Source organism: Thalassobacterium maritimum (assembly GCF_031127805.1).
Taxonomy (GTDB): domain Bacteria; phylum Verrucomicrobiota; class Verrucomicrobiia; order Opitutales; family Coraliomargaritaceae; genus Thalassobacterium; species Thalassobacterium maritimum.
In genome coordinates, this window is record NZ_JARXHW010000025.1 from 26,064 (window position 1) to 49,085 (window position 23,022).

Annotated in this window: 15 protein-coding genes; 14 read left to right on the forward strand and 1 reads right to left on the reverse strand. The window is 52.1% G+C overall.

Going from position 1 to position 23,022, the window contains the following annotated elements; translation table 11 throughout:
* Window positions 1-19 precede the first annotated feature (19 nt).
* Genes QEH52_RS11510 through QEH52_RS11525 form a run of 4 tightly spaced genes read left to right on the forward strand, consistent with a single transcriptional unit; the run spans window position 20 to window position 7,740 of the window.
* Window positions 20-1,825, forward strand: coding sequence for a DUF3352 domain-containing protein (locus QEH52_RS11510; RefSeq protein ID WP_308950600.1), 1,806 nt, complete (start codon window positions 20-22; stop codon window positions 1,823-1,825).
* The gene (locus QEH52_RS11515) at window positions 1,822-4,176 is read left to right on the forward strand and encodes an FG-GAP repeat domain-containing protein (RefSeq protein WP_308950602.1); all 2,355 of its coding nucleotides are present in this window, start codon (window positions 1,822-1,824) and stop codon (window positions 4,174-4,176) included. The genes QEH52_RS11510 and QEH52_RS11515 overlap by 4 nt, the downstream gene beginning before the upstream one ends.
* Complete coding sequence (locus QEH52_RS11520) at window positions 4,173-5,399, forward strand: ABC transporter substrate-binding protein (RefSeq protein ID WP_308950603.1); 1,227 nt, start codon at window positions 4,173-4,175, stop codon at window positions 5,397-5,399. The genes QEH52_RS11515 and QEH52_RS11520 overlap by 4 nt, the downstream gene beginning before the upstream one ends.
* A gap of 4 nt (window positions 5,400-5,403) precedes the next feature.
* Window positions 5,404-7,740, forward strand: a complete 2,337-nt coding sequence (locus QEH52_RS11525) for an ATP-binding protein (protein WP_308950605.1) — start codon at window positions 5,404-5,406, stop codon at window positions 7,738-7,740.
* On the opposite strand, the gene QEH52_RS11530 is transcribed toward QEH52_RS11525, so the two are convergent.
* Window positions 7,737-8,798 carry a CNNM domain-containing protein gene (locus QEH52_RS11530; RefSeq protein WP_308950606.1) on the reverse strand — a complete coding sequence of 354 codons (1,062 nt, stop codon included), beginning with the start codon at window positions 8,796-8,798 and terminating at the stop codon, window positions 7,737-7,739. The two genes, QEH52_RS11525 and QEH52_RS11530, sit on opposite strands and share 4 nt — an antisense overlap.
* Before the next feature lie 216 nt (window positions 8,799-9,014).
* Between QEH52_RS11530 and QEH52_RS11535 the strand changes: the two genes are divergently transcribed.
* The 10 genes from QEH52_RS11535 to QEH52_RS11580 all read left to right on the forward strand — a co-directional run bounded on the left by QEH52_RS11535 (window position 9,015) and on the right by QEH52_RS11580 (window position 22,959).
* Window positions 9,015-9,527, forward strand: coding sequence for a PEGA domain-containing protein (locus tag QEH52_RS11535; RefSeq protein WP_308950608.1), 513 nt, complete (start codon window positions 9,015-9,017; stop codon window positions 9,525-9,527).
* Between the two features lie 88 nt (window positions 9,528-9,615).
* Window positions 9,616-9,996 (forward strand): glycine cleavage system protein GcvH, encoded by a 381-nt coding sequence (gene gcvH / locus QEH52_RS11540; protein ID WP_308950609.1) that lies wholly within the window; start codon window positions 9,616-9,618, stop codon window positions 9,994-9,996.
* A 71-nt stretch (window positions 9,997-10,067) separates the two neighbouring features.
* The gene (speA, locus tag QEH52_RS11545; RefSeq protein WP_308950610.1) at window positions 10,068-11,996 is read left to right on the forward strand and encodes a biosynthetic arginine decarboxylase; all 1,929 of its coding nucleotides are present in this window, start codon (window positions 10,068-10,070) and stop codon (window positions 11,994-11,996) included.
* 15 nt (window positions 11,997-12,011) lie between these two features.
* Window positions 12,012-13,466, forward strand: a complete 1,455-nt coding sequence (tilS, locus tag QEH52_RS11550) for a tRNA lysidine(34) synthetase TilS (RefSeq protein ID WP_308950612.1) — start codon at window positions 12,012-12,014, stop codon at window positions 13,464-13,466.
* Between the two features lie 7 nt (window positions 13,467-13,473).
* Window positions 13,474-15,531: an ATP-dependent zinc metalloprotease FtsH gene (gene ftsH, locus QEH52_RS11555; RefSeq protein ID WP_308950614.1), complete on the forward strand. Its 2,058-nt coding sequence runs from the start codon at window positions 13,474-13,476 to the stop codon at window positions 15,529-15,531.
* Between the two features lie 36 nt (window positions 15,532-15,567).
* Window positions 15,568-16,491 (forward strand): shikimate dehydrogenase, encoded by a 924-nt coding sequence (gene aroE / locus QEH52_RS11560; RefSeq protein WP_308950615.1) that lies wholly within the window; start codon window positions 15,568-15,570, stop codon window positions 16,489-16,491.
* Window positions 16,492-16,527: 36 nt separating this feature from the next.
* A complete protein-coding gene (gene mgrA, locus QEH52_RS11565) occupies window positions 16,528-17,523 on the forward strand; it encodes an L-glyceraldehyde 3-phosphate reductase (RefSeq protein WP_308950617.1) in 996 nt (331 codons plus the stop codon).
* A gap of 372 nt (window positions 17,524-17,895) precedes the next feature.
* The gene (locus tag QEH52_RS11570) at window positions 17,896-19,371 is read left to right on the forward strand and encodes a NarK family nitrate/nitrite MFS transporter (RefSeq protein ID WP_308950619.1); all 1,476 of its coding nucleotides are present in this window, start codon (window positions 17,896-17,898) and stop codon (window positions 19,369-19,371) included.
* A 10-nt stretch (window positions 19,372-19,381) separates the two neighbouring features.
* Window positions 19,382-21,118 carry a bifunctional protein-serine/threonine kinase/phosphatase gene (locus tag QEH52_RS11575; protein ID WP_308950620.1) on the forward strand — a complete coding sequence of 579 codons (1,737 nt, stop codon included), beginning with the start codon at window positions 19,382-19,384 and terminating at the stop codon, window positions 21,116-21,118.
* Window positions 21,119-21,216: 98 nt separating this feature from the next.
* Window positions 21,217-22,959 (forward strand): NirA family protein, encoded by a 1,743-nt coding sequence (locus QEH52_RS11580; RefSeq protein ID WP_308950622.1) that lies wholly within the window; start codon window positions 21,217-21,219, stop codon window positions 22,957-22,959.
* Window positions 22,960-23,022: the final 63 nt, after the last annotated feature.

The following is a 23,022-nucleotide window of genomic DNA, read 5'->3' on the forward strand; positions in this document are numbered from 1 at the left end:
AATCTTAAGAACAAGAATTATGCATATTCATAGCTATCGGACGACATTTCTCTCTGCGGCCTGTGCGGCCTGTGCGGCGAGTTTATCGCTGCCCCTCTCGCTCTCGGCGGCTTCTTTTAACCAAATGACGGAGGCTGATGTGGATGTTTACATTTCGATCCGCAACATAGAAGAGCTGCGTGACCAGTGGGCGGCGCACTCCTTCGCAGAGGTGGTTGAAGATCCCAGTTTACAGGAGTTCTTACAGCCATTGTTGCATGGGGGGGAGGCGAGCGAGTCTGAAGACGCAGAGGAGAGCATGACCGAAGTCTTGGAGCACGAGTTTGGCTTGAGCTGGGATGAGTTGTATGCGCTCTTTCCCGGACAGCTTTCGATGGCGTGGTTTAACGTGCCCGAATTATTACTGCAACAGGCAGAGCGCCCGGATATCATGGTGCTGGCGGAATACACGGGCGATGTGGATCAGCTCGATACATTGATGCAGGTGCAGTTTGAGCGCAACGCCAAGAGCCAGCAAGCACTCAACCCCGCGATCGAGCATACTATGATTGAGGAGACTTTCATGGGGGAGACGCTTTATTTTGATGAAACCTACGATGGCGAGCAAACCTACATCGAGGATGGTTACGCACTGGTGGATGGTGTCTTTATTTTAGCGACACCCGAGGAGCGTTTGCGTTCTGCCGTGGAAGCGATCAAGGATGGGCCGGACGCGCCGCTTGGCGAACAGGCGGCTTATTTACGTGCACGTGAAGAAGGGGGCCGTGGTGACCTCGAATTATACTTTAATCTAGAGGCACTTATGCCACCGTTGAATGAGGCTCTGTTGGATAAGCTGCTTCAGGGCGGCGCCTTAATGTTGGGGCTCAATGCGGATAGCTTGAACAATATGTTTGCGTTAGAGTCGATGCAGGCTGCATTTATGGATGTCGACTTGGTCGATGAGGGGCTTGAGGTGCACAGCGGCCTGATCTATCACGAGCAGGCAGGCTTGCTACGCTTGTTAGCTTATACCGACGAGCCCTTGCCAGAGGCGCGCTATGTGCCGAATGGGGTGTTTTCGACCTCGATTACAAATCTCGATGTGGGGGATCTATTGGCGCAATTTGAGACTTTGTTGACCACCGCTAGCCCCAATTTGCGAGCGCAGTTCGACGCGCAATTGCAAATGGTGCATAGCAATACTGGGGTCGATTTTCGTTCTGCGATCTTGGAGAACTTTGCGGACGATGTCGTTTCACTCTCTGTCATGCCAGAGACGAGCCGTGAGGCGGGAGCGATTGCGGAGCCGGACCAAGTGTTTGTAGTCGGTCTAGAGAATGCGGCCTCTCTGTCGAGTGCCTTGGAGGCTCTAATAGATCTGGTGCCAGGCGCGCGAGAGCAAATTCAAACCCAAGACTTTGCGGGGCAGACAATTTATAGTTTTAAGAATGCAGCAGCTGCCAATGCCGGCGTCAGCTATGTAATCACACGCTCCAAATTTATTTTGAGCATCGGTCAGCTAGGACTCTTGCAGGAGGTGCTGACACGTTTAGAATCAGGTGTCGATGGTTTCTGGCAAGATGCCGAGACTGAGGCGATCTTTGAGTCGATTGCTCGTCCCGATGCGGTAGCGCGCTCCTACGTGGACATCGAAAAGATGTTCTTACCGATCTTTCAATCGATCGTGCAGGCCAGTCAGCTAGCCTCGGGAGGCTCCAGCTTAGACTTGGAGCAGTTGCCACAGAAGTTGGCAAAGCCGTTTTATATGATTACAGAAACGAATCAGGCCGATGATGGCCTCTTTAACCGTTCCTTTATTCGAGCGCGGGAGGATTCTAAATGATGAAGCAGACTGGGACGTTTTGCGCTCTGTTTTGGGCCATGTGTTGGAGCGGCCTGACATGCGGGGGGAGCCCTGCACTGGCTGCAGAGAATTTGGCGGAAGCATTTGGCTTTGCAAAGCCGCAAGTGATTAAGCTCGACTGGTCGACGCGTGCCTTACAAGTGAGCGACTTGAATCAGGATGGACGTATGGATTTGGCGCTCATTAATAATGATACCGCGCAAATCGAGTTGCTCTATCAGCGTGAGGCAGTAGAGGCGTCTGAGGCTAAGCGCAGTTTGCAACGCGACCGTTGGGAGCCGCAGCTTTCGGATGCAGGTTTCGACGTCGAGAAGATTACCGTCGGGTTCCCGATGTTTGACCTTGGCGTGGGCGACTTAAACGGAGATGGCCGAGTCGACCTCGCTTATACCGCACGGGACGTGCCACTCACGGTGCGTCTGCAAGGCGAACAGGGGCAGTGGTTGAGTAGCCAAGAGTTTGATGGTTTCGATGCGCTGGGGTGGCAGAGCACTTTAAAAGTCGTTGATGTGGATGGAGATCAGCGGCCAGAGTTGGTGCTTCTGACTGCAGATGCGGTGCGTGTCTTTACGCCCGGAGAGGCGGGAGAGCTACAAGAGGCGGACGTGTATTTCCTGACTGGCGAGAATCCATTCAATTTAGAAGTTGTGGATGTGACCGGTGATGGGCTGGCTGAGATTTGCTATATTACCACGGAGGGTAAGCAGTCGTTGGTCGTGCGAGAGCAATTGTCAGCGGGTGGATTTGGCGCCGAGCGGCGTTTCATCTTGGAACGCCCGGTGCGCATGTGTATGCCATTGCGTTCAAGCGAGGAGTCATCGCAGCATTTTGCATCGGTCGACTCGCGCAGTGGCGCTTTGGAGTTTTTTAAGATTGCTTCAGCCAAAGAATCGCATGGCTCGCTCCCCTTGGAGGGCGTGCAAGCGCAAATTTACCCCGTGTTCGAACAGGTGCAAGAGGGAGCATATTACGCATTTGGTGATATCAATGGCGACGGGGAGCGCGACTTGCAGGTGGCCAATCCAGCGGGGGCGGAGTTGATGATTTTCTTGAAAGAGAAGGGGCGCTTTCTTGCGTCTAAAAGTTTCCCCAGCTTTTCTGCCATTTCGTCGCTAACCGCGGGGCATTTCTACGAGTCGAAGCAGGCCGCGGTTGTGGCGCTCAGCCGCGAAGAAAAAAATCTCGGGGTGAGTCAGTATGATGCCAGTGGACGGCTGTCATTTCCACGTCTGATTGAAATCGGCGCGGGAGAGCCGCTGGTATGCGAAGCGGTTGATCTCGATGGGGATGGGCGCGATGAGTTAGCCATTGTGAGCGAATCCAAAGAAGGCATGCAACTGGTGGTTGCCCAGCCTGCGCAGCGTCGTCATGCGAGTTCGGCCTGGGAGATTGTCTTACAGATGGACCTGCCAGGAGCGCGGCGTAAGCCGACGAGCCTGCGCGCCATGGATATTTTCGCGGAGCGGGGCCCCGGCTTGATGCTCTTTGTTCCGCGCGAAGCGCCCATCTTGCTGGCGCCGAAGTCTGCGGATACGCCTTATGAACTGGAGCTGGTCGGGGAACGTTCCAGTGTGCGGGAGAGTTTGCTGAAGGGATTGAGTGCGGCCCAAGTCACGGTGGTCGATGTCGATGGCGACGGCTCCAACGAGTTGGTGGCCGCTCGCACTGGCTTTGCGCGTGCGATACGCTATCGTGCGGGGCAACTCGAGATGGTAGATCAGTTTAATGCTCGGCGCAATAGCGATGCCGTAGCGACAGTGATTCCCTCGCTGGACAGTGAGGGCTTACTGCAGGGGCTTGTATTCTATGTGCCCAAAGAGGGAGAGTTGCAGTTCCTCAGTCGTGGTCAGGATGGTGTGCTGCGCTATCAACATAGCGAAGATGCCGGTTCGATGGCAGTCTCCGGTTGGTCGAAATTGCCGGGACGAGCGGGGGGGCAAGATGCCTATTTGCTCTATGGAGACGATCGTTTCTGGTATTTTACTGCACAAGCCGAGAGTTGGACGCGAGAGCTGGGCACAGGGTTTGAAACGGAGCTCGAAGATGTGTATTTCAGCCATATCGCGGAGGCTGATTTCGATGCCGATGGCCATGTGGACATCGTGGCTGTAGATGGGACCGAGCACATTGTCGAAATCTTACGAGGTAGCGGGACAGGCGTGCAGAGCCAAATGTATTGGGAAATTTTTGAGCAAAATATGCACTACCAAGGCCGGACCGGAGCCAAGCTAGAGCCGCGCCAGACGGTGGTGGCGGACCTGAATCACGATGGCCGCTTAGATTTTGCTTTCTTAATCCACGATCGGATCATTTTCTATCTACAAGAATGACCCGAAAATTATATACGATGGCACTCATGGTGCTGGGCTTGAGTATGCTGTTGAGCTCAACGGGGTGTCATGAGCCGACGAGTAGAGATCCGCGTGTGTTGCGTGTGGGTGTGATCGTTTCATTAAAAGGGCCGGCTCGTTATTGGGGTGTGGTCACGATGCGTAGTGCGCAGGTGGTCGCGGATTACTACAATGAGCGTGGCGGTTTCGAGGTGGCTGGCGAGCGGGTGAAAATAGAATTAGTGGTCCTCGATGACGAGTTCGATGCCACGGAAGCGAATCGGGTGGCGCATCAATTGGTTTCCGAAGGAATCCATTATACGATCGGACCACTGGGAGATGCGACTGTAGACGCAGCGCGGCGCGTATTAGAGGGCGCCAATGTTTTCTATCTGCATTATGGCTTCGATCCCGCGCTACAAGGCTCGGGGGGGCTCGCTGTCTTAGGCATGCCGCGGCCCGAGCAGACCTTGTCGATTATGTTTCGCCATTTGCGTCAGGAGCATCATGTGAGTCGCGCAGTGGTGATGGCCTATGGCACAGAAGCAGGTATTCGCCAAAAAAGAGTGGCGGAGCAATTAGCTTTGGATGCGGGCATGGAGCTCGTGCGCATCGCGCGTTACGATGTTTCCAAGGAGACTTTTGATGTGTCGCTCGATCCGCAGGGTATTCAACGCAGGGTGGCGGGAGTCGTTGCCGCGGCACCGGATTTGGTCGTATTGGCTGGTTGTCCGCCTGAGGCTTTTGTCGTGATCGTCGACCGTCTTCGCAGTGCGGGGTATCGCGGTTTTGTCGGCACCCAGACGACTCAAGATCCTGGAGCATTGGCTAAGCTCGGGGAGGCCAGTGATGGTATCTACTATGTGGGCGGTGAGCCCGCGGACGCACTACGCAGTGAATATTTTCGGACGCTTAAAGAGCGCTATTTAGACCTGGCAGGCGAGTGGGATGCGGAGGCCAATAAGAAGTTCTACGCGCTGGAATTAATTGTGTCCTGCATTCGGGCGGCGGGGCTGGAGGCGCTCGATGAAACTTCTTTGATCTACCCGGTGCTGTCTGAGTTGAATATCGAAGATCCATTTTATCAAGAGCCGCGCGCATTGAGATTGATCGGGGGGCAAGAAGAGGGCTTGCCAAGGCAGTTGGAAATACCGATTTATATTACTAAGATGTCAGGTGGGCGAGCGGTTCTCGTTGAGGAATCTCCGCGTGTGCTCCCCTAATGTTATGAGGATTTCTACTAAAATCGCGATCGCCTTGGCTGGAGCTATATTGCTCTTTGCGGTTTTTTTGGGCTTGAGTCGTTACGTGATGGATGAAGTGCAGCATCAAGAGCGTCGCCTTAATTTATTGCATGTCGTTTCTCGCGAAATCTCAAATGTTGTGATCGGAAATCGCATTTATCAGGAGCGATTAACAGGAGATTCATACGTGGTCGACTCTCTCGCCGCGACTAAGCGTGCCTTAGGGCAAGTGCTGGCTGAGGGGGATCAGGTGGAGTCCATTTTTGTGAATGGCATGCTTGAGCGTGTGGATGAGTTTAACGATGTTTTCTCGGGCTTGGTGCAGAGTAAGAATTTTCTTTCTGAATTAGATCAACGTGTGCGTGAGGATGTCGTCAGGTTTGGTGAGCACAACATCGAGATTCAGGATTTGCTGATCGAGCGTCGTGATCAAATACATGTCGCATTGGGGTCGGAGTTGTTACAAGAGCATGAATTAGTGGACGATCTTTTGCTGTGCAATGGGCAGTTATGGGGTTGGCTGAATCGCGCGGTGAGTGTGATCGATCGTGATTTGCTGTTACAGAACGACTTAAGCCGGTTTCAGGCAAACTTCCGAATTGCTCAAGCGGCTTATGAACATGCGATCGATGAGCTTTTGACTAAGCTACATCAGACTGACTTGCAGGGGATCGATGCTTACCAGGAACTACTCGACGACTTGAGACAGGGGCTTAATGCGGTGTCGATTGAATTTGCGGTCGCAGCGAAGTCCGAAACTGAGGCGGTCGAGTTGTTGGAAAGCCATGGCGCGCGACTTCGTGATATGGTCAATCGTTTGATTGAGCGTGGTCAGCAATTGAGCCAACGCCAGAGCAAACATCTTGTTTTGATTTATTGGTGCTCAGCTGTAATCTTACTGAGTAGTGCGATCGGGCTTTCGATTTGGTTCTCGATGAGTATCAGCCGGCCTATTAGCCAGTTGCGAAAAAGCTTTAATGCCGTGGCCAAGGGGAACTTTAATCTGCAGGTCGCGGCCACAGGTAGGAGTGAACTCGATGACCTTGCGCGTGCTTTCAACGATATGACAGAGAAGTTGCGTCGCAGCTATGCGGAGGTCGAAGAAAAGGTGCGCAAACGCACCAAAGAGCTACAAATGGCAACGGTGCGCTCACGCAAGTTGGCCGATGCGGCACAAGAAGCTAATATGGCTAAAAGTGCTTTTTTGGCAACCATGAGTCATGAAATTCGCACGCCGCTGAATTCAATTATTGGATTTAGTGAGATGTTGCAAGATACCGATTTAGATGAGGATCAGCGCAGTGATTTAGGGTCCATTCGTAGTTCCGGGAACATCCTGTTGGAGCTCATCAACGATATTTTAGATTTATCAAAGATCGAGGCGGGTAAAGTAAGTCTAGAGTTAGGGCCTGTTTGCTTGGATGAGGTCGTGCATGAGGTGGTCAGTTTATTTCAACTCAGTGCAGAGCGAAGTGGTGTGATGATGCGTGTCGAGGTTGCTGATTCGGTGCCTGTTGCAATTCATTCGGATCGCACTCGTATACAGCAAGTATTGAACAATTTGATCAGTAATGCGGTGAAATTCACTGCGAGTGGTGTCATCTCTGTTAAAGTGTGGTCCACTTCTGAGGGCCTTGCACCGAGGCGGCGACGCCACTATGTTTCAGTGAGAGACACTGGTATTGGTATTCCAGAGGATAAAATGGAGGAAGTCTTCTTAGCTTTTACACAGGCGGACTCTTCGACCACGAGAAAGTATGGCGGCACTGGCTTAGGTTTGGCGATCAGCCGTCGGATCGTGGAAATGTTAGGTGGGGAAATTTCTGTTGAGAGTCAGCTTGGCAAGGGGAGCACATTTACGCTCTTCATCGAGGATACGGAACAGGCCGATGGCGATGACTCAGATAGGCCGGATGATGTGCAGGAGGATGAATTACAATTCGATTCGCCACCTAACATTTTGGTGGCTGAGGATGATCCGACCAATTATAAATTGACCAGTAAAATTCTTGAGCGATTTGGCCTCCACTCGACATGGGCGAAAAATGGGCGCGAAGCAGTTGAGATGACTCGCGGAAAGGGGGTTGATGTCATCTTCATGGACTTACAGATGCCTGAGCTGGATGGCATTGCTGCGACTTATGAGATTCGTGAAGAATTGCCAGTCGTGAGGCAGCCGTACATTGTCGCTTTGACTGCCAATGCGATGGGGGAGACGCGTGAGGCCTGCCGCGATGCGGGCATGGACGATTTTGTCACTAAGCCCGTGACTGTGGATGATTTAAAACTAGCACTACTTCGTTTTAAGAAGCGAGTTTAGGCCGTTTTCGTCTCGCGGCGATGTTTACGTTTCTCTGCAAATTGACGCCTACGCGCTAATTCACGCATGTCCACTGCAGGGTCATCGTCCTCAAAAATCTCTTGGCCGATGATTTGCTCAATCACATCCTCCATTGTGATCACACCAGACATGGAGCCGAATTCATCGACTGCGATCGCGAGTTGTTGGTGGTTTTTTAGGAATGTCTGTAAGGCGTCGGAGGCCGCCGCATTATCCGGCACAAAGATGGCATCGTTGGCTAAATCCTTGATTAGCTTGCTTTGCTTGCCTGAAGCCATGGCACCCAGGATATCACGCCGGCGGACGATTCCCGTGATATTATCGGTCTGCTCCTCATAAATTGGGATTCGGGCAAATGGAATCGTTTTACTTTTTTTAAGTAGCGATGTGACGCTTTCTTGGCCGTCGATCACGTAAGCGACCGTGCGCGGTGTCATGATTTGGTTGACCAATAATTCGTCAAGGCTGAGCGCATTATTGATCATATCACGCTCGTTTGCTGTCAATGTGCCTTCTTTAGCGCTTTTTTCAGCTAAGAGTAAAATTTCCTCATCGCTATCGGTTGTGTTGCTGGGGGGGCGCAAAGTAAAACGCACGACAAAGCCCACCACAGTTGAAAGTGGAGCCATGACCGCGCACAGCCAGACGAGCGGGAAAATCAAAATAGGTTGTAAGGCAGGACGATACAATACGCCCACATTCTTGGGGATGATTTCTGAGAAAAAGAGGATCGCTAGCGCCATGGCACTCGAGACTTTGAGCAGTATATTGCTATCTTGAGGCCACATTTGGACCGCGAGACCGCCAACCATGGTCGCGCCCAGCGTATTCGCGATGGTATTTAGGCTCAGGATCGCAGAACTTGTCTCTTCCAGGCCAAGTTTGTGCTTTTCTAGCTTCTCTCCCCGTTTCGGATACGTTTTTTTTAAGCCTTCAATTTCCGCTGTGGTGGTACTAAGAATCATAGCTTCCAGTACGGAGCAGAGGGCAGAGATGCCGATCGTGAAGGCGATGGCTAAGATGAATGCGAAAATCATTGTCAGGGTGCCTCTTGCGTCATGTCATTGTGACATGTGTTTAGCTTACAAGCGCACAAATGACTAGCCTTGATGGCGCTCTAGCACCGAGTTTCAAGTATTAATTCGTAGAATCTACTGTGTTACATTCTTAAAAGAAGCCCTGCTAAAGTCTTGACCGCGTTTTAGGCTAGGCGATACTGGCGATATCCACTTAACATTATTTCAATTTTTGGCATGAAAGTTACCCCATTTTTCACCTCAGTTTCTATTGCTCTATCTTCGCTTGTTTTTGCGGGTTGTGCTTCTTTTGAGCGCGGCGTTCCACAAGAGGTTGTCATCTTATCTTTTCCTTCGGAGTCGAGTGTCTACATCAATGGCGATGCTGCTGGTATCACTCCTATGGAGATTGCTTTGCCGCGTAAAATGACGCATGAAATTCGCTTGGAGAAGGCCGGCTATAATGCTGCGGTTAAATATTTCACCCCAGTTCCCAACGAAAAAGCTGAAAACTTCATTCGCTTTGGCTTGCAAGAGGATTTAGGCTATTACGTCGATCTGGAACCCGGCACGATGAAGGCAGAATTGAAGAGTGGCTTAGTGCCTGGGTCGACTGGGGGAGATCCTTTTGCGCGTTTAGCTCAACGAGCCTTGGCGGCAGATGCTCAGCTGGAGGCGGGGGAAATTACACCGCTGGAGCACAAATATATTATTGAGCAAATCTTGGAGTTCTTCGAGTCGCGTAGCTAAGCTTGTAACTTCGCGAAGTCGGGAAGCTTCCTGTTCAAAGTTGTTTTTCTGACTCGCTTTTCAGTTTGGTCGCATTTTCATAGACTGTATGAGTCAAGTTCTCGAAGCCCTTCTATATACTAAAGACCACGAGTGGATCCAAGTCCACGCTGACGGCACTGCTACAGTCGGTATTACCGATTACGCGCAAGAGAGCCTTGGCGATATTACTTTTGTTGAATTTCCTGCAGTCGGGGATTCCTTTAACGTTGGCGAGACCTTTGGCGTCGTCGAATCGGTTAAGGCCGCTTCAGATCTGTTCATGCCAGTGGATGCTGAGGTGATTGAGATTAACGAAGAGGTGGATTCCGAGCCAGAGTTGCTCAATAGCGATCCGTATCAAAAAGGCTGGCTCTTGAAGATTCGTTTGAATGACGCTTCTCAAACTCAGACCTTACTTAAGGCGGATGCGTATTCCGAGCTGGTTTAAGGCACGCTTCGTTGGCGATTTGCGTCCATATTCCGGGCGCAAGCTATCCTTTGAGATGGCTTAAAAAAACTATGACAGCTTCGTATCAAGACAAACCGTCGACATGGACGGTTGAAGACTCTGAAAATTATTACGGTCTCAAGCGTTGGGGCGGCGGGCACTTTTCGATCGACGAGGGCGGCTATATGCAGGTGCACCCTTTGTGCGATCCGCGCAGTATTCGCATTCACGACATTGTGAAGGAGGCCGCGCAGAAGGGGCTGAAACCACCGCTTACGGTGCGCATTCAGGATCTCCTGCACACGCGCGTTATTCAGCTCAACGAGCTCTTTCGCGATGCGATTAAGGACGAGCAATACCAGGGGCGCTATCGCGGCGTCTTTCCGATCAAGGTTAATCAACTGCGCGAGGTCGTCGAAGAGATCCAAGATGCGGGCAAGCCTTTTAATTATGGGCTCGAGTGTGGCAGTAAACCGGAGTTGATGATCGCACTTGCGATGCATAAGGACCCGAAGTCTTTGATCATTTGCAACGGTTACAAGGACGACGAGTTTATCCGCCTCGCGCTGCAAGGTCTGCGTTTGGGCAAAGAGATTTATCTCGTGGTCGAGCAGTTGAGCGAAGTTGCACGTATTATTCAGATTTCGAAGAAGCTGGGAGTGACGCCTCGGATTGGTTTCCGTATTAAGCTTTCCACGGTAGGCGAGGGGAAGTGGGCCAGTTCCTCGGGAGAGGATGCCAAGTTCGGGCTCACGAGTCCCGAGATTATTGATGGCGCTCGGCGTCTCAAGCGTGCTGGGCTGACGGAGAGTTTGCGCCTGATTCATTTCCATATCGGCTCGCAGGTGCCCAATATTCAGACCATTAAGAAAGCCACTGTCGAAGCGGCGCGTTTTTATTGTGAGCTGAAGAAGATGGGCTTCCCCATGGAGTTAATGGATGTCGGGGGCGGCCTCGGGATCGACTATGACGGCTCTCGTAGTAATTACGAAAGCTCGATGAATTACACCATGCGGGAGTATGCACGTGATGTCGTGTATAATATTAAGTCCGTCTGTCAGGATGCAGAGATTGATGTGCCCGATATTGTGACCGAGAGTGGACGTGCCATCGTCGCACCGCACTCGATCTTGATTACTGAAGTCTGCGATCGTATTTCTAAAACTGCAGTGCCTCCTAAACCCGCTGCAAAACGTAAAAAAGTGAATCCTGTATTGTTGGATTTGCAGGCAAACTTGGAGAACAAGCATGGTTCGACGCCATTGGAGCGTTATCATGATGCACTGCAGAAAAAGGAAGAGGCGAATCATCTATTCAGTCTCGGCTATTTAGATCTAGCAGAGCGGGCACAGGCGGACTCTACTTACTGGGCAATTTGCCAAGAACTCTGTCAGCAAGCGAAGCATAGTCGCTACACTCCCGAAGAATTAGAGAGCTTGCCGCAAATGATGGCGGAGCAATACGTTTGTAACTTTTCTGTCTTTCAATCGCTGATTGATCATTGGGCCTGTAAACAGCTCTTTCCTGTCGCGCCCTTGCACCGCTTGAACGAGTCTCCCGATGTGGATGCCACCTTAGTGGATATCACCTGTGATAGTGAGGGTAAAATGTCCTCTTTTACCGACGTTGAAGACATACGCCACACCTTGCGCTTGCATGAGCTCAAGCCCAAGGAACCCTACTACCTCGGTGTTTTCCTTGTCGGCGCATATCAAGATATAATGGGTGATTTGCACAATCTTTTCGGTCGTGTGAACGAAGTGCACGTTTTCTTGGAAGATGATGAGGAAGATGGTTTCTATATCGAAGACAGTATTAAGGGCTTTACTGTCAATGATGTGATTGGTTTTACGCAATACGATGGTCACATCCTTACGCGTTTGATGAAGAAGCAGATCGATCGCGCAACTAAAGCCGATGAGATCAAACCACGCGAGGGCACGCGCATGCTCGATGAGTATGCGGAGCTATTGCGTGGGCACACCTATTTGGCGACCTAGGCTTTTAGTCACTGCATGCAGCAACCACCACAACTGATTGATTGGCCATCCTGTGCGCTCGCGATCCAACGGCGCTTTGGTGAAACCGCGATTGAGCCCTCAGTGCTGGCGCATTTGCAAGCGGCCAGTCGTGTTCTGGTGGCCTGTTCTGGGGGGGCGGACTCTGTATTTATGCTTTGCATACTAGTCGCCCAGGCTCAGACGCTCGGGCTCGAGATCCATGTGGCGCATTACAACCATCGCTGGCGTGCGGAAGATTCGGATGCGGATGCGGCGTTCGTTGAGTCTCTGGCGGATGCGTTCGAGCTTCCGTTTCATAGTGATATTCGCCCCGATTATGAGGCCGCCTTTACTGAAACCACCGCGCGGGCTTTGCGTTTAGAATTTTTGCGTAAAGTGGCTAAAGAACAGAGCTGCCGCTATATTGCATTTGGACACCAATTAGATGATATACTTGAAACGCAACTACAGCGCATTGTGCGTGGTTGCGCTTCAGATGGTCTGGCGGCACCACGTCCAGTCAGTGTTTTTACGGGTCATCCTACCCACTTGCGCCCTTTGTTACATCTGCGGGCGGTGGATGTGAGGATGGCGCTTAATGTTAGCTCTGCGGTTTGGCGTGAAGATAGTTCCAACGCAGATGTGAGCATTGCTCGTAATGCGCTGCGACAAGAGATCATTCCTGACTTAGCGCAAGCCCTCGGGCGTGATCCCGCCACGGGCGCAGCCCGTACGCGACGCTTGTTAGAAGAAGATGCCGCTGCGCTAGATCAATTGGCGCGTGAATATTTGCCTCAGGCCTATGCACATGCCGACAGCTTGGACCGGTTTGCATTGCGCGCCGTGCCTACTGCGCTCTTGCGCCGTGCATTGGCTGAATGGCTGAATGGACACGGACTCATTCGCTCGGTGGGGGCCCCCGCGATGGATATTTTGATTGAGACGCTGTGTAGTCATCGCGAGCGTTACCGCATGAGTGCAGGTTCGCATTATCTCGTTTTAGATTCGCAGACGCTGCGGTGGGAGCATGAGGACGCTACGGCTCAGTTAGATGCTCTGCGACCCACGGTTTTGGGCTTGGGAGAAGCTGCATTTTTGTCTACAGGCGCATTGATTGAGGCCGAGGTGATCGACTTAAGTCCCGCTCTGCGGCAAAAAATAGAGGCCGGAGACATCGATCCTCGCACCGAGGCCATGTTGCGTTACGATGGAGAACTTGCCTTTCAGATTCGCTCTTGGCAACCTGGCGACCGCTTTTATCCACTCGGTGCGCCCGGTGGTAAGAAGCTTAAGAGCTGCTTTATCGACCGCCGGATTCCGCACTTGGAACGAAAAACGCTCCCCCTTGTCCTTAACGCCTCACAAGAGATCATCTGGGTGCCTGGATTCCCCCCCGCTGAGAGCCACAAAATTTGCCCTACAACGAAGAAGGCTCTTAGGTTGACTTACCAAATTAGAAAACCACTTTGACCCACAAATGTCATCAGAGAACAATAAGCCAAAAAAGAACGAACCCGGTAATAACGGCTCACCGCAGCGCTTCCAGCCTAAGGTATTGCTCGTCTACCTGGTCATCGTTGCTGCTATTTTAACGATCTGGTTCGCCAATCCTGGCGCCGGAACCAATGTCAAACAACTCACTATCAGCGAGCTGGTGCAAGCTGTTAAGGCGGGACTCATCGCCGAGGGCGATGGCATTATGGAGCCAGAGCCTTCCTATGGGCGCGATGGTTATGTCATCAGCGGCGAAATGACCAATCCGGCATTGACCACGCCGGTCGAAGGCGTCGAGCCTGCTGAGGATCTACCTGCTAAGCTGCAATTTTCGGCGCGTGGCCGTCTGACCGAAGACGACTTTCTGTTGGTGCGTGAAGTGCTCACTGAGAAGCGCGCTACAACAGGATTTCAGGATGTGTTGATCAGTTTCCTGCCATTTCTCCTGATTATTGGGCTCTTGTATTTCCTTTTCGTGCGCCAGCTTAAGAGCGCAGGCAAGGGCGCGATGAGCTTCGGTAAGAGTAAGGCTAAAATGCTCACTCGTGAGAAGGGCTCCATTAATTTTAAGGATGTGGCTGGCTGTGACGAAGCGAAGGAAGAAGTTTCCGAAGTGGTTGATTTCCTCAAAGACCCTAAGAAGTTTCAACGCATCGGTGGACGCATTCCAAAGGGTGTGCTGATGGTGGGCCCTCCGGGCACGGGTAAGACGCTCTTGGCCAAGGCTGTTGCCGGCGAGGCGGAAGTTCCGTTCTTCTCGATCAGTGGTTCTGATTTCGTTGAAATGTTCGTGGGGGTCGGTGCGGCTCGTGTGCGCGACATGTTTGAGCAAGGCCGTAAGAATGCGCCCTGCATTGTATTTATTGATGAAATCGATGCGGTCGGCCGCCAACGCGGCTCTGGAGTCGGTGGCGGTAACGACGAGCGCGAGCAAACGCTCAATTCGCTGCTGGTCGAAATGGACGGTTTTGATGGGCACGAAGGTGTGATCATCATCGCTGCGACCAATCGTCCGGATGTTTTGGATAACGCACTCCTGCGTCCTGGTCGTTTTGACCGTCAAGTCACGATCGACTTACCCGACCTAAATGGCCGCCATGAAATCTTGCTGGTACATGCCAAAAAGATCGCTCTCTCGGAAGAGGTGAATCTCGAACACGTGGCGCGCAACACTCCCGGCTTTTCGGGGGCTGATTTGGCCAACCTCTTAAACGAAGGTGCGCTCATCGCGGCACGTTATAATAAGAAGGCAGTCGAGATGAATGACATCGATGAGGCACGTGATAAGATCTCCTTCGGTCGCGAGCGTCGTAAGTTGATGGATGAAGAAGATCGCAAGATCATCGCTTTCCACGAAGCCGGTCACGCTCTGATTAAAGGCGTGCTGGACGATGGGCATATGCCCGTGCATAAGGTCACTATTATTCCACGTGGTCAGAGCCTCGGTTCGACTATGTTCATGCCGAAAAAGGATACACTCAACCATTCCAAGCGTCGTTTGATTGATGACATTTGCTGCACCTTGGGTGGCCGTGCGGCCGAAGACATCGTGCTCGGCGATATTACCAGTGGCGCCTCGGGAGATATTAGTATGGCGAGTCGCACCGCGCGTCACATGGTCTGTGATTGGGGCATGTCGGAACTCGGTATGGTGGCCCTCGGCGAGAGCCAAGGTGGCGGTTACCTCGGCCAAGGCGGACCGAGCACTAAGAATTACAGCGAAGAAACCGCTCAGAAAATCGACAAAATTGTGCGCGACATGATTCAGGGGCAATACCAGCGTGCGCTCCAGATTCTGAATGATCATCGCAATGCACTTGATGTGATTGCAGAGTCCTTACTCGAACACGAGACGATCGACGGTAAGCACGTATTAGAAATTATCGAATTTGGCGAAATGCGTTCTCCGATCGTGAAACGTATTTTGGTGGCCGAGGAGCCCGATGACGACGATGAGTCCGATGGTGAGCCAAAGAAGGTCAACGAAGAAGATAAAGACAAAGGCAGCCTCGCTGGCGATGAAGCGCCCGCACCCGCATAGGGCGCGGTGCTTCCTGCACTCGTTGCAGTCGATCTCATGAACACTGAATTCACCTACAGTTTAGAAGACCTCGGCACGCTCGAGTTCGAGGGCACACCGCTGGCTGTGATCGGGCATCCGATTCATCACTCAGTCAGTCCTGCCATGCACAATGCGGCGATCGCTAAAATGCGTCTTTCAAACTCGCGTTTCAATGATTGGGCATACTACCGCTTCGACATTGCGCCAGAGGATTTTGCCGAGGCTATTCCCTTGTTTTTTAAGCATAACTTCCTCGGGCTGAATCTGACGATCCCGCACAAGGTGCAGGCGATGGATTTGATCTCCGGCGTTTCTCCGGACGGTGAACGTATGGGCGCGGTCAATACACTGGTTTGGGGGGAGCATGGCTACGATGGCTTTAATACCGACGGTTACGGCCTTAAAAACGCTCTTAAGGCCGATCTGGGCGTATCCATTAAAGATTCCACTGTCATTTTACTCGGATCTGGCGGAGCCGCGCGGGCTGCTGCGGTACAGTGTATTCTCGATGGCTGCAAGAAGCTCTACATCGGTAACCGCAGCGTCGAGCGACTCGATCAATTGATGGAGGTCGTTCAAGCCATGCCGGGAGGGGAGTGTGCGGAAGCTTTTGCACTCGCTGAGCCACCTATTGATTTGCCCGAGTGCGGTATCTTGGTTAACGCAACATCGCTCGGGCTTAAAGAGTCGGATCCGGCCCCCTTCAATGTAGCTACACTGCCTGCGGGGTGGGTGGTTTATGATATGATCTATAATCCTGATGCCACACGCTTGCTTCAAGCGGCGCGGGCCCGCGGCTTGCGCGCTGCCAATGGCCTCTCGATGCTGGTGCATCAAGGTGTGCGCTCGCTGGAAATCTGGTCGCACGCTGAGGTGGATGCCCATACTATGATGCGTGCCGCTTGTCACGCGCTCGACCTACCGCCGCGTATCGATTGATCGCCGCCGTTTTAACCTTGTTTACTTGCCCACTGTATGAAGCCCTACACCCCTGATTCCACTCGTTACGATTCCATGTCCTATGCACGCTGCGGGCGCAGTGGGCTTAAGCTGCCTCAGATCTCGCTGGGGCTCTGGCATAATTTTGGAGATGTCGACGATTTCGAAAACGCGCGCGCGATGTTGCGCACGGCCTTCGATCATGGCATCACACACTTCGACCTCGCCAACAACTATGGCCCCGCCGCTGGTTCCGCCGAGTCGAATTTCGGCAAGATTTTCGCGCAGGACTTTTTCCGCTATCGCGATGAGCTCATCATTTCGACCAAAGCCGGTTATCACATGTGGAATGGCCCGTACGGCGAGTGGGGCTCGCGCAAGTATATGCTAGCTAGCCTCGACCAAAGCCTAGGCCGTATGGGCATCGACTACGTTGATATTTTCTATAGTCATCGCTACGATCCCGATACTCCCTTGGAAGAAACGATGGGAGCGCTCGACACGGCTGTGCGTTCGGGGCGCGCGCTCTACGCGGGGATCTCCTCCTATTCCGCAGAGCAAACCCGTGAGGCCGCTCGTATTTTGCGCGAGCTAGGCACGCCCTGCATCATTCACCAGCCCAGTTACAATCTTTTCGATCGTTGGATTGAGGACGGCCTGACGGACGCATTGCGTGAAGAGGGCATTGGTTCAATCGTTTTTTGTCCTCTGGCTCAAGGGCAACTCACTGATAAATACTTGAATGTGGTGCCCGCCGATTCACGGGCAGCTGATGAGCACTCTCCGTTTTTAAATGCGGAGCGTGTGCAAAAGAATTTATCAAAGATCAAAGCTCTGCATGCGCTGGCCCAGGAACGTGGCCAAAGTCTCGCTCAAATGGCGCTCGCTTGGGTGCTACGTGATTCTGTGGTCACCTCGGCGCTGATTGGGGCCAGCCGTCCCCAACAGATCTTGGATAATGTTGCTGCCCTGGATGCGGCGCCCTTTACGGCGGACGAACTTGAGGCCATCGATCGAGCCTGCGCGCTCTAAGATAACCCAATAGGCGCATTTTTATACAGTTGCTAGTCAGCTTACTTTTTCAGTTTGGCAGGCTGGAGACTCTGTTGGGCTGAGTCGCCGTTCGTATTTGTGATATTACGGACCTTAATTGCCTGAGTGTTTGCACGTCTTTAGCTGGCCTCTAGCTCAATGTTTATCAGGGCTTGACGCGAATGTAGACTGCCTTTTGTGCATGCTTTATTCATGTTTCGTATGTAAGCATGAATCTAACTCATGGACTGGATGAGTCGAATGCGTGGGCAATTTAGCTGTGTATAGGCTCTGTTGGCATGGGGTGCGCTAACTCCTTTGGCGGGTTTTAAAATGACCTATCTTCGCAAGCTAACCTAAATTGAAAAAACCATGAGCCAAAACAAATTCAACATTCTCAACTTCAAAGATCCGAGCATACGAACGTTACACTTTACCTGGGTGGCCTTTTTTATAACCTTCGTAGTATGGTTTAACCATGCGCCGATGGTGATGGCGATCAAGGAGGCCTTCGACCTGACACAATTGGAGTGGAAGGCTTTGCTCATTCTCAATGTCGCGCTCACGATTCCATCTCGTATAGTGATTGGTATCCTGGTGGATCGCTATGGTCCGCGTAGAACCTTTAGTTTACTACTGCTGACCTCAGGCGTCTTATGCGCGCTCTTTGCACTGGCTCCAAATTATGAGTTGTTGGCACTGGCGCGTTTCGGTATGGGCTTTGTCGGCGCTGGATTTGTGATTGGTATCCGAATGGTCGGCGAATGGTTTCCTGCCCGTCAGGTGGGATTGGCCGAGGGCATTTATGGTGGTTGGGGCAATTTTGGTTCGGCTGCTGCCGCGATGCTGCTACCTACGGTGGCCTTAGTTTTCGGGGGGGAGAATGCATGGCGTTACACGCTCTTGTTGACGGCGCTGATCGCATTTGTGTACGGTATTATTTACTACAAGTCGGTGCGTAACACGCCTGAAGGTTCGACCTATTTTAAGCCTAAAAAGTCCGGCGGGCTAGAGGTCACCAGTCGTCGCGACTTTTACTTCTTACTCTTTATGAATGTGCCCATGTATCTCGCACTGGCTGTGTTGACTTGGCGCCTTTCTAACGGAGGCGTGGGGCTCTTAACGCCTGCGTTTGCCTATGTTATTTACGCTGGCTTGTTGGCTCTTTATCTCTTTCAAGCCAGTCAGATCTACCGAGTGAATAAGGAAATGTTGGCGGATCCTGAGTCGATCCCTGAAATGCATCGTTACCGCTTTAGCCAAGTCGCGATTTTAAATGTTAATTATTTTGTGACTTTCGGTTCGGAACTCGCTGTAGTTTCTATGTTACCGTTCTTTTTTATGGAAACCTTCGGCTTGACTGCTGTGCTCGCTGGCATGCTCGCTTCGGGATTTGCTTTTATGAACCTAGTGGCACGTCCTGCGGGTGGTTTGATGAGCGATAAGTTTGGTCGTCGTTGGACGATGATTCTTTTGATACTGGGGCTGGCTATAGGCTACTTTACACTCTCGCAAGTCGGGCCTGCATGGTACCTGCCCTTGGCTGTGATCGCCACGATGTGTTGTTCCTTCTTCGTGCAAGCGGGTGAGGGAGCGGTCTTTGCACTGGTGCCTCTGATTCAGCGCCGGATGACGGGGCAAATTGCGGGGATGACTGGGGCCTATGGAAACGTGGGTGCAGTCTGTTTCCTTACTGTCTATTCCTTCGTCGATGCTTCGAGCTTCTTCATGGTGATTGCGATCTCATCGGCTGCCGCCTTTGGCGCTTCGATGTTTTTGCGTGAGCCTAAAGGACATACCGCAGAGGTGCTGGAAGATGGGACTGTTCAATTGATCGAAGTCGGTTAAACTTTCCTCTATGCAAATCACACCGGAGCTTTCTGTGCGCTATGGGCAGGCGACGTCGGCCGGAGTTAAGGCTCAGAATGATGACTGTTTAGGAGTCCGAATTCCTCGAGATTCGAGTTTGGGCAGCAAGGGCGTGGCCATGATTCTGGCGGACGGTGTGTCCTCGGCAGAGGCCGGACGTGAAGCCGCAGAAATTTGCGTGCAAGGCTTTTTGAGTGATTACTACAGCACACCCGATACCTGGCAGGTGAAGACTGCTGGGCATCGGGTGATTGTTGCGATCAACAGCTGGCTGTATGGAAAAGGGCAAGCCTTTGCGGAAGCGCGCAAGGGCTTTGTCTGTGCCATGAGTGGCCTCGTGCTTAAATCACACTCATTGCATTATTTTCATGTGGGCGACACGCGGATATACCTGTGGCGGAGTGGACATCTTGAGCAGCTCACGCAGGATCATCGGGCCTGGGTCTCGCAAAAGACCAGCTATCTCGCCCGCGCGATGGGGCTAGGGATGAATCTCGATGTCGACTATCGGCGCGTGCAAATCGAGGTGGGCGATGTTATTTTTACCTGCTCCGATGGGGTGCATGAGTTTGTCTGCGATCGTGAACTGGCGGCAATCATCGCAGCTGGTCGCAGTGATCTGGATGCCAGCTGCGAGTCGATCCTTACGCAAGCACTCGCAGCTGGCAGCTCTGATAATGTGAGTTGCCAGCTATTGGAGATCGTAGGCTTGCAGGACATCACTGCGGCAGAAGTTTATCAGGAGCTCGGCCGCTTACCCTTTCCGCCGCCGCTGAGCCCCGGTATGTGCCTCGATGGCTATGTGGTTCAAAGTATTTTAGACGAGAGTCCGCGTTCGCAGTTGTATTTAGTGCAGGCGCCACAGTCCGAACAGCTGTTGGTGATGAAGACGCCGTCCGAGCTCTATAACGATCACCCCGCTTACATTGAGCGCTTTCTGATTGAAGAGTGGGTGGGGCGACGCATCAGCAGCCCGAATTTAGTGCAAGTCGTGGAGAAGCATGCTGCGCCCAAGTTTCTTTATTATCTTATGGAGCACGTGGAGGGGGCTACTTTGGTGGATTGGATGCGCGAGCATCCACAGCCTGAGATGGGCCAAGTGCTCGACATTATTCAGCAAATAGTGGCTGGGCTACGTGCCTTACATCGTAAAGAAACTCTGCATCAAGATCTAAAGCCGGATAACATTATAATCGATGTAAACGGTGTGGTCAAAATTATTGACTATGGCTCCGTCGCTGTTGCAGGACTGAAAGAATCCGAGGTGCCCTTTATGCGGCAAGCGGAACTGGGGACTAAGCGTTATTCCGCTCCTGAGTATACTCTGGGGCGACGCCCCTCAACCACTTCGGATCTATTCTCCCTTGGTGTGATTGCTTATCAACTCTTTGGTGGTGGTGCCGGGCACCCTTATGGCGATAAGATGGAAGCGGCTCAAAGCGTGCGCGATTTTTCGCTGCTTAAATATCGTTCCGTAACACTCGACAATCCGCTCGTGCCACATTGGATCGACTCGGCGCTCGCTAAAGCCGTGCACCTGCACCCAGAAAATCGCTATCAAGCCTTATCCGAAATGCTGACCGACTTGCAGCAACCGAATCCTGACTTCCTTGGGCCTGAAGGCTTGCCGCTTTTGGAACGTAATCCACTGGTATTTTGGCAGGCGCTGTCGGGCGGTTTGGCGCTCGTGATCCTGCTGCTGGTGGTGAAGATTCTAATGAGCTAGATATATGAATCAAATTCATGATTCGCATTAAATTGTTCAACTGGTCTAATTCGAGCAAATCATAAGGTTGGCATATTGTGCGCTCTTTAAGGGCTATCATGAATACCGCATTTGCTAGCCACCAAAAACAATACTTAGAAGGTTTCTTTGCTGGAGTGAACCAGCGATCGGGGATGCCATTTCTTGGTCAAAATGCCGAAGGGCAATTTACCGGAGACCCCGCGCAGGCCCAAGACGAGTCCGTCCATGGCACGCCCTTGGACGATCTTTGCAAAGAAGAGTTAATCAAACATGAGCAGAACGGTCTCGATGTCTGGGATACGATGGTCCAGAACTCTGAGCTGGATCAGTTCCCCGAAGTGGCGGACATGTTTCGCTATAAGTTCTATGGCCTCTTTCATGTGAAGCCGACCCAAGACTCCTTTATGCTCCGCACCCGTGTCGCGGGCTGTGCGCTTAAATCCTACCAACTGGCGGGACTCGCAGAGATCGCCGAGGACTTTGGTGGAGGCTATGCGGACATCACTACTCGTGGCAATTTTCAGGTGCGCGAGATCATGCCAAAAAACACCATTCAAACATTGATCAAATTGGATGAGATCGGGCTGACCTCTAAAGGTGCGGGAGCGGATAATTTGCGCAACGTTACTGCGAGCCCGACCAGTGGTTTTGATCCCGAAGAGGTGCTCGATGTGTTGCCCTATGCCAAGGCGATGCATCACTACATTCTAAACAATCGTGACCTCTATGGTTTGCCGCGTAAGTTCAATATCGCATTTGATGGGGGCGGACGTGTTTCCGTATGTGCCGATACCAACGATATTGCTTTCTATGCCGTGCGAGTGGATGCAGGGCAGGGCGTTGAGCCAGGCATTTATTTTCGAGTGCAACTCTGTGGAATTACCGGACATAAGCAATTTGCAAAAGATTGTGGGCTATTGATTCAGCCCTCCGAGGCGGTGCCTGTTGCAGCAGCTATGATACGAGTCTTCATTGAACATGGTGATCGTACTAATCGTAAGAAGGCACGCCTCAAATACTTGATTGATGACTGGGGCGTCGAAAAGTTCCTCGAGGAAACCAAGCAAAAGCTCGCATTTCCACTGGGCACATTGCCGCAAGCGCAATGCCTGCCACGAGCCAGCACGCTGCAGCATGGACACATCGGGGTGTATGACGAGCGCGAGGCGGGTTATAATTATGTGGGTGTTGTGATTCCAGTTGGCCGCATGCTACCGGAGCAAATGAAAGCCATTGCAGAACTGGCTACTCAATATGGTCGAGGTGACATTCGTCTGACCGCCTGGCAAAACTTAATTATTCCGGGCATTCGTGATGCCGATTTGGATACGGTCAAGGCCGCGATTATAGAGATTGGATTTCATTATAAAAGCACCACCATCTCGGGCGGGCTGGTGGCCTGCACCGGCAACGCGGGCTGCAAATTTGCTGCTAGTAATACCAAAGGACATGCACTGCAATTGGCCGATTACCTCGAATCGCAAATCCAATTGGACCAACCGATCAATATACACCTGACCGGCTGCCATCACTCCTGTGCGCAGCACTATATCGGGGACATCGGCCTGATAGGCGCGAAGGTCAAAGTGGGCGATGAGAGTGTCGAAGGTTATGCGGTCGTTCTCGGCGGCGGAGTGGAAGAGCGTCAAGCGATCGGGCACGAAGTCTTCACGGGCACTGCATTTGAGGAGCTTAAACCACTACTGCTGAAAGTGCTGCAAACCTACCTCGCCAAGCGCGAGGGACGGGAGACTTTCTGGGAGTTTTCACGGCGGCACAGTACCGAGGAGCTAAAGGCTATGTTCGGCGTCGCCGCATAAATTAATACAATACACACATTTTTACTATTAGCACTACACTCACAGTCGAAGATTCACCGCTCG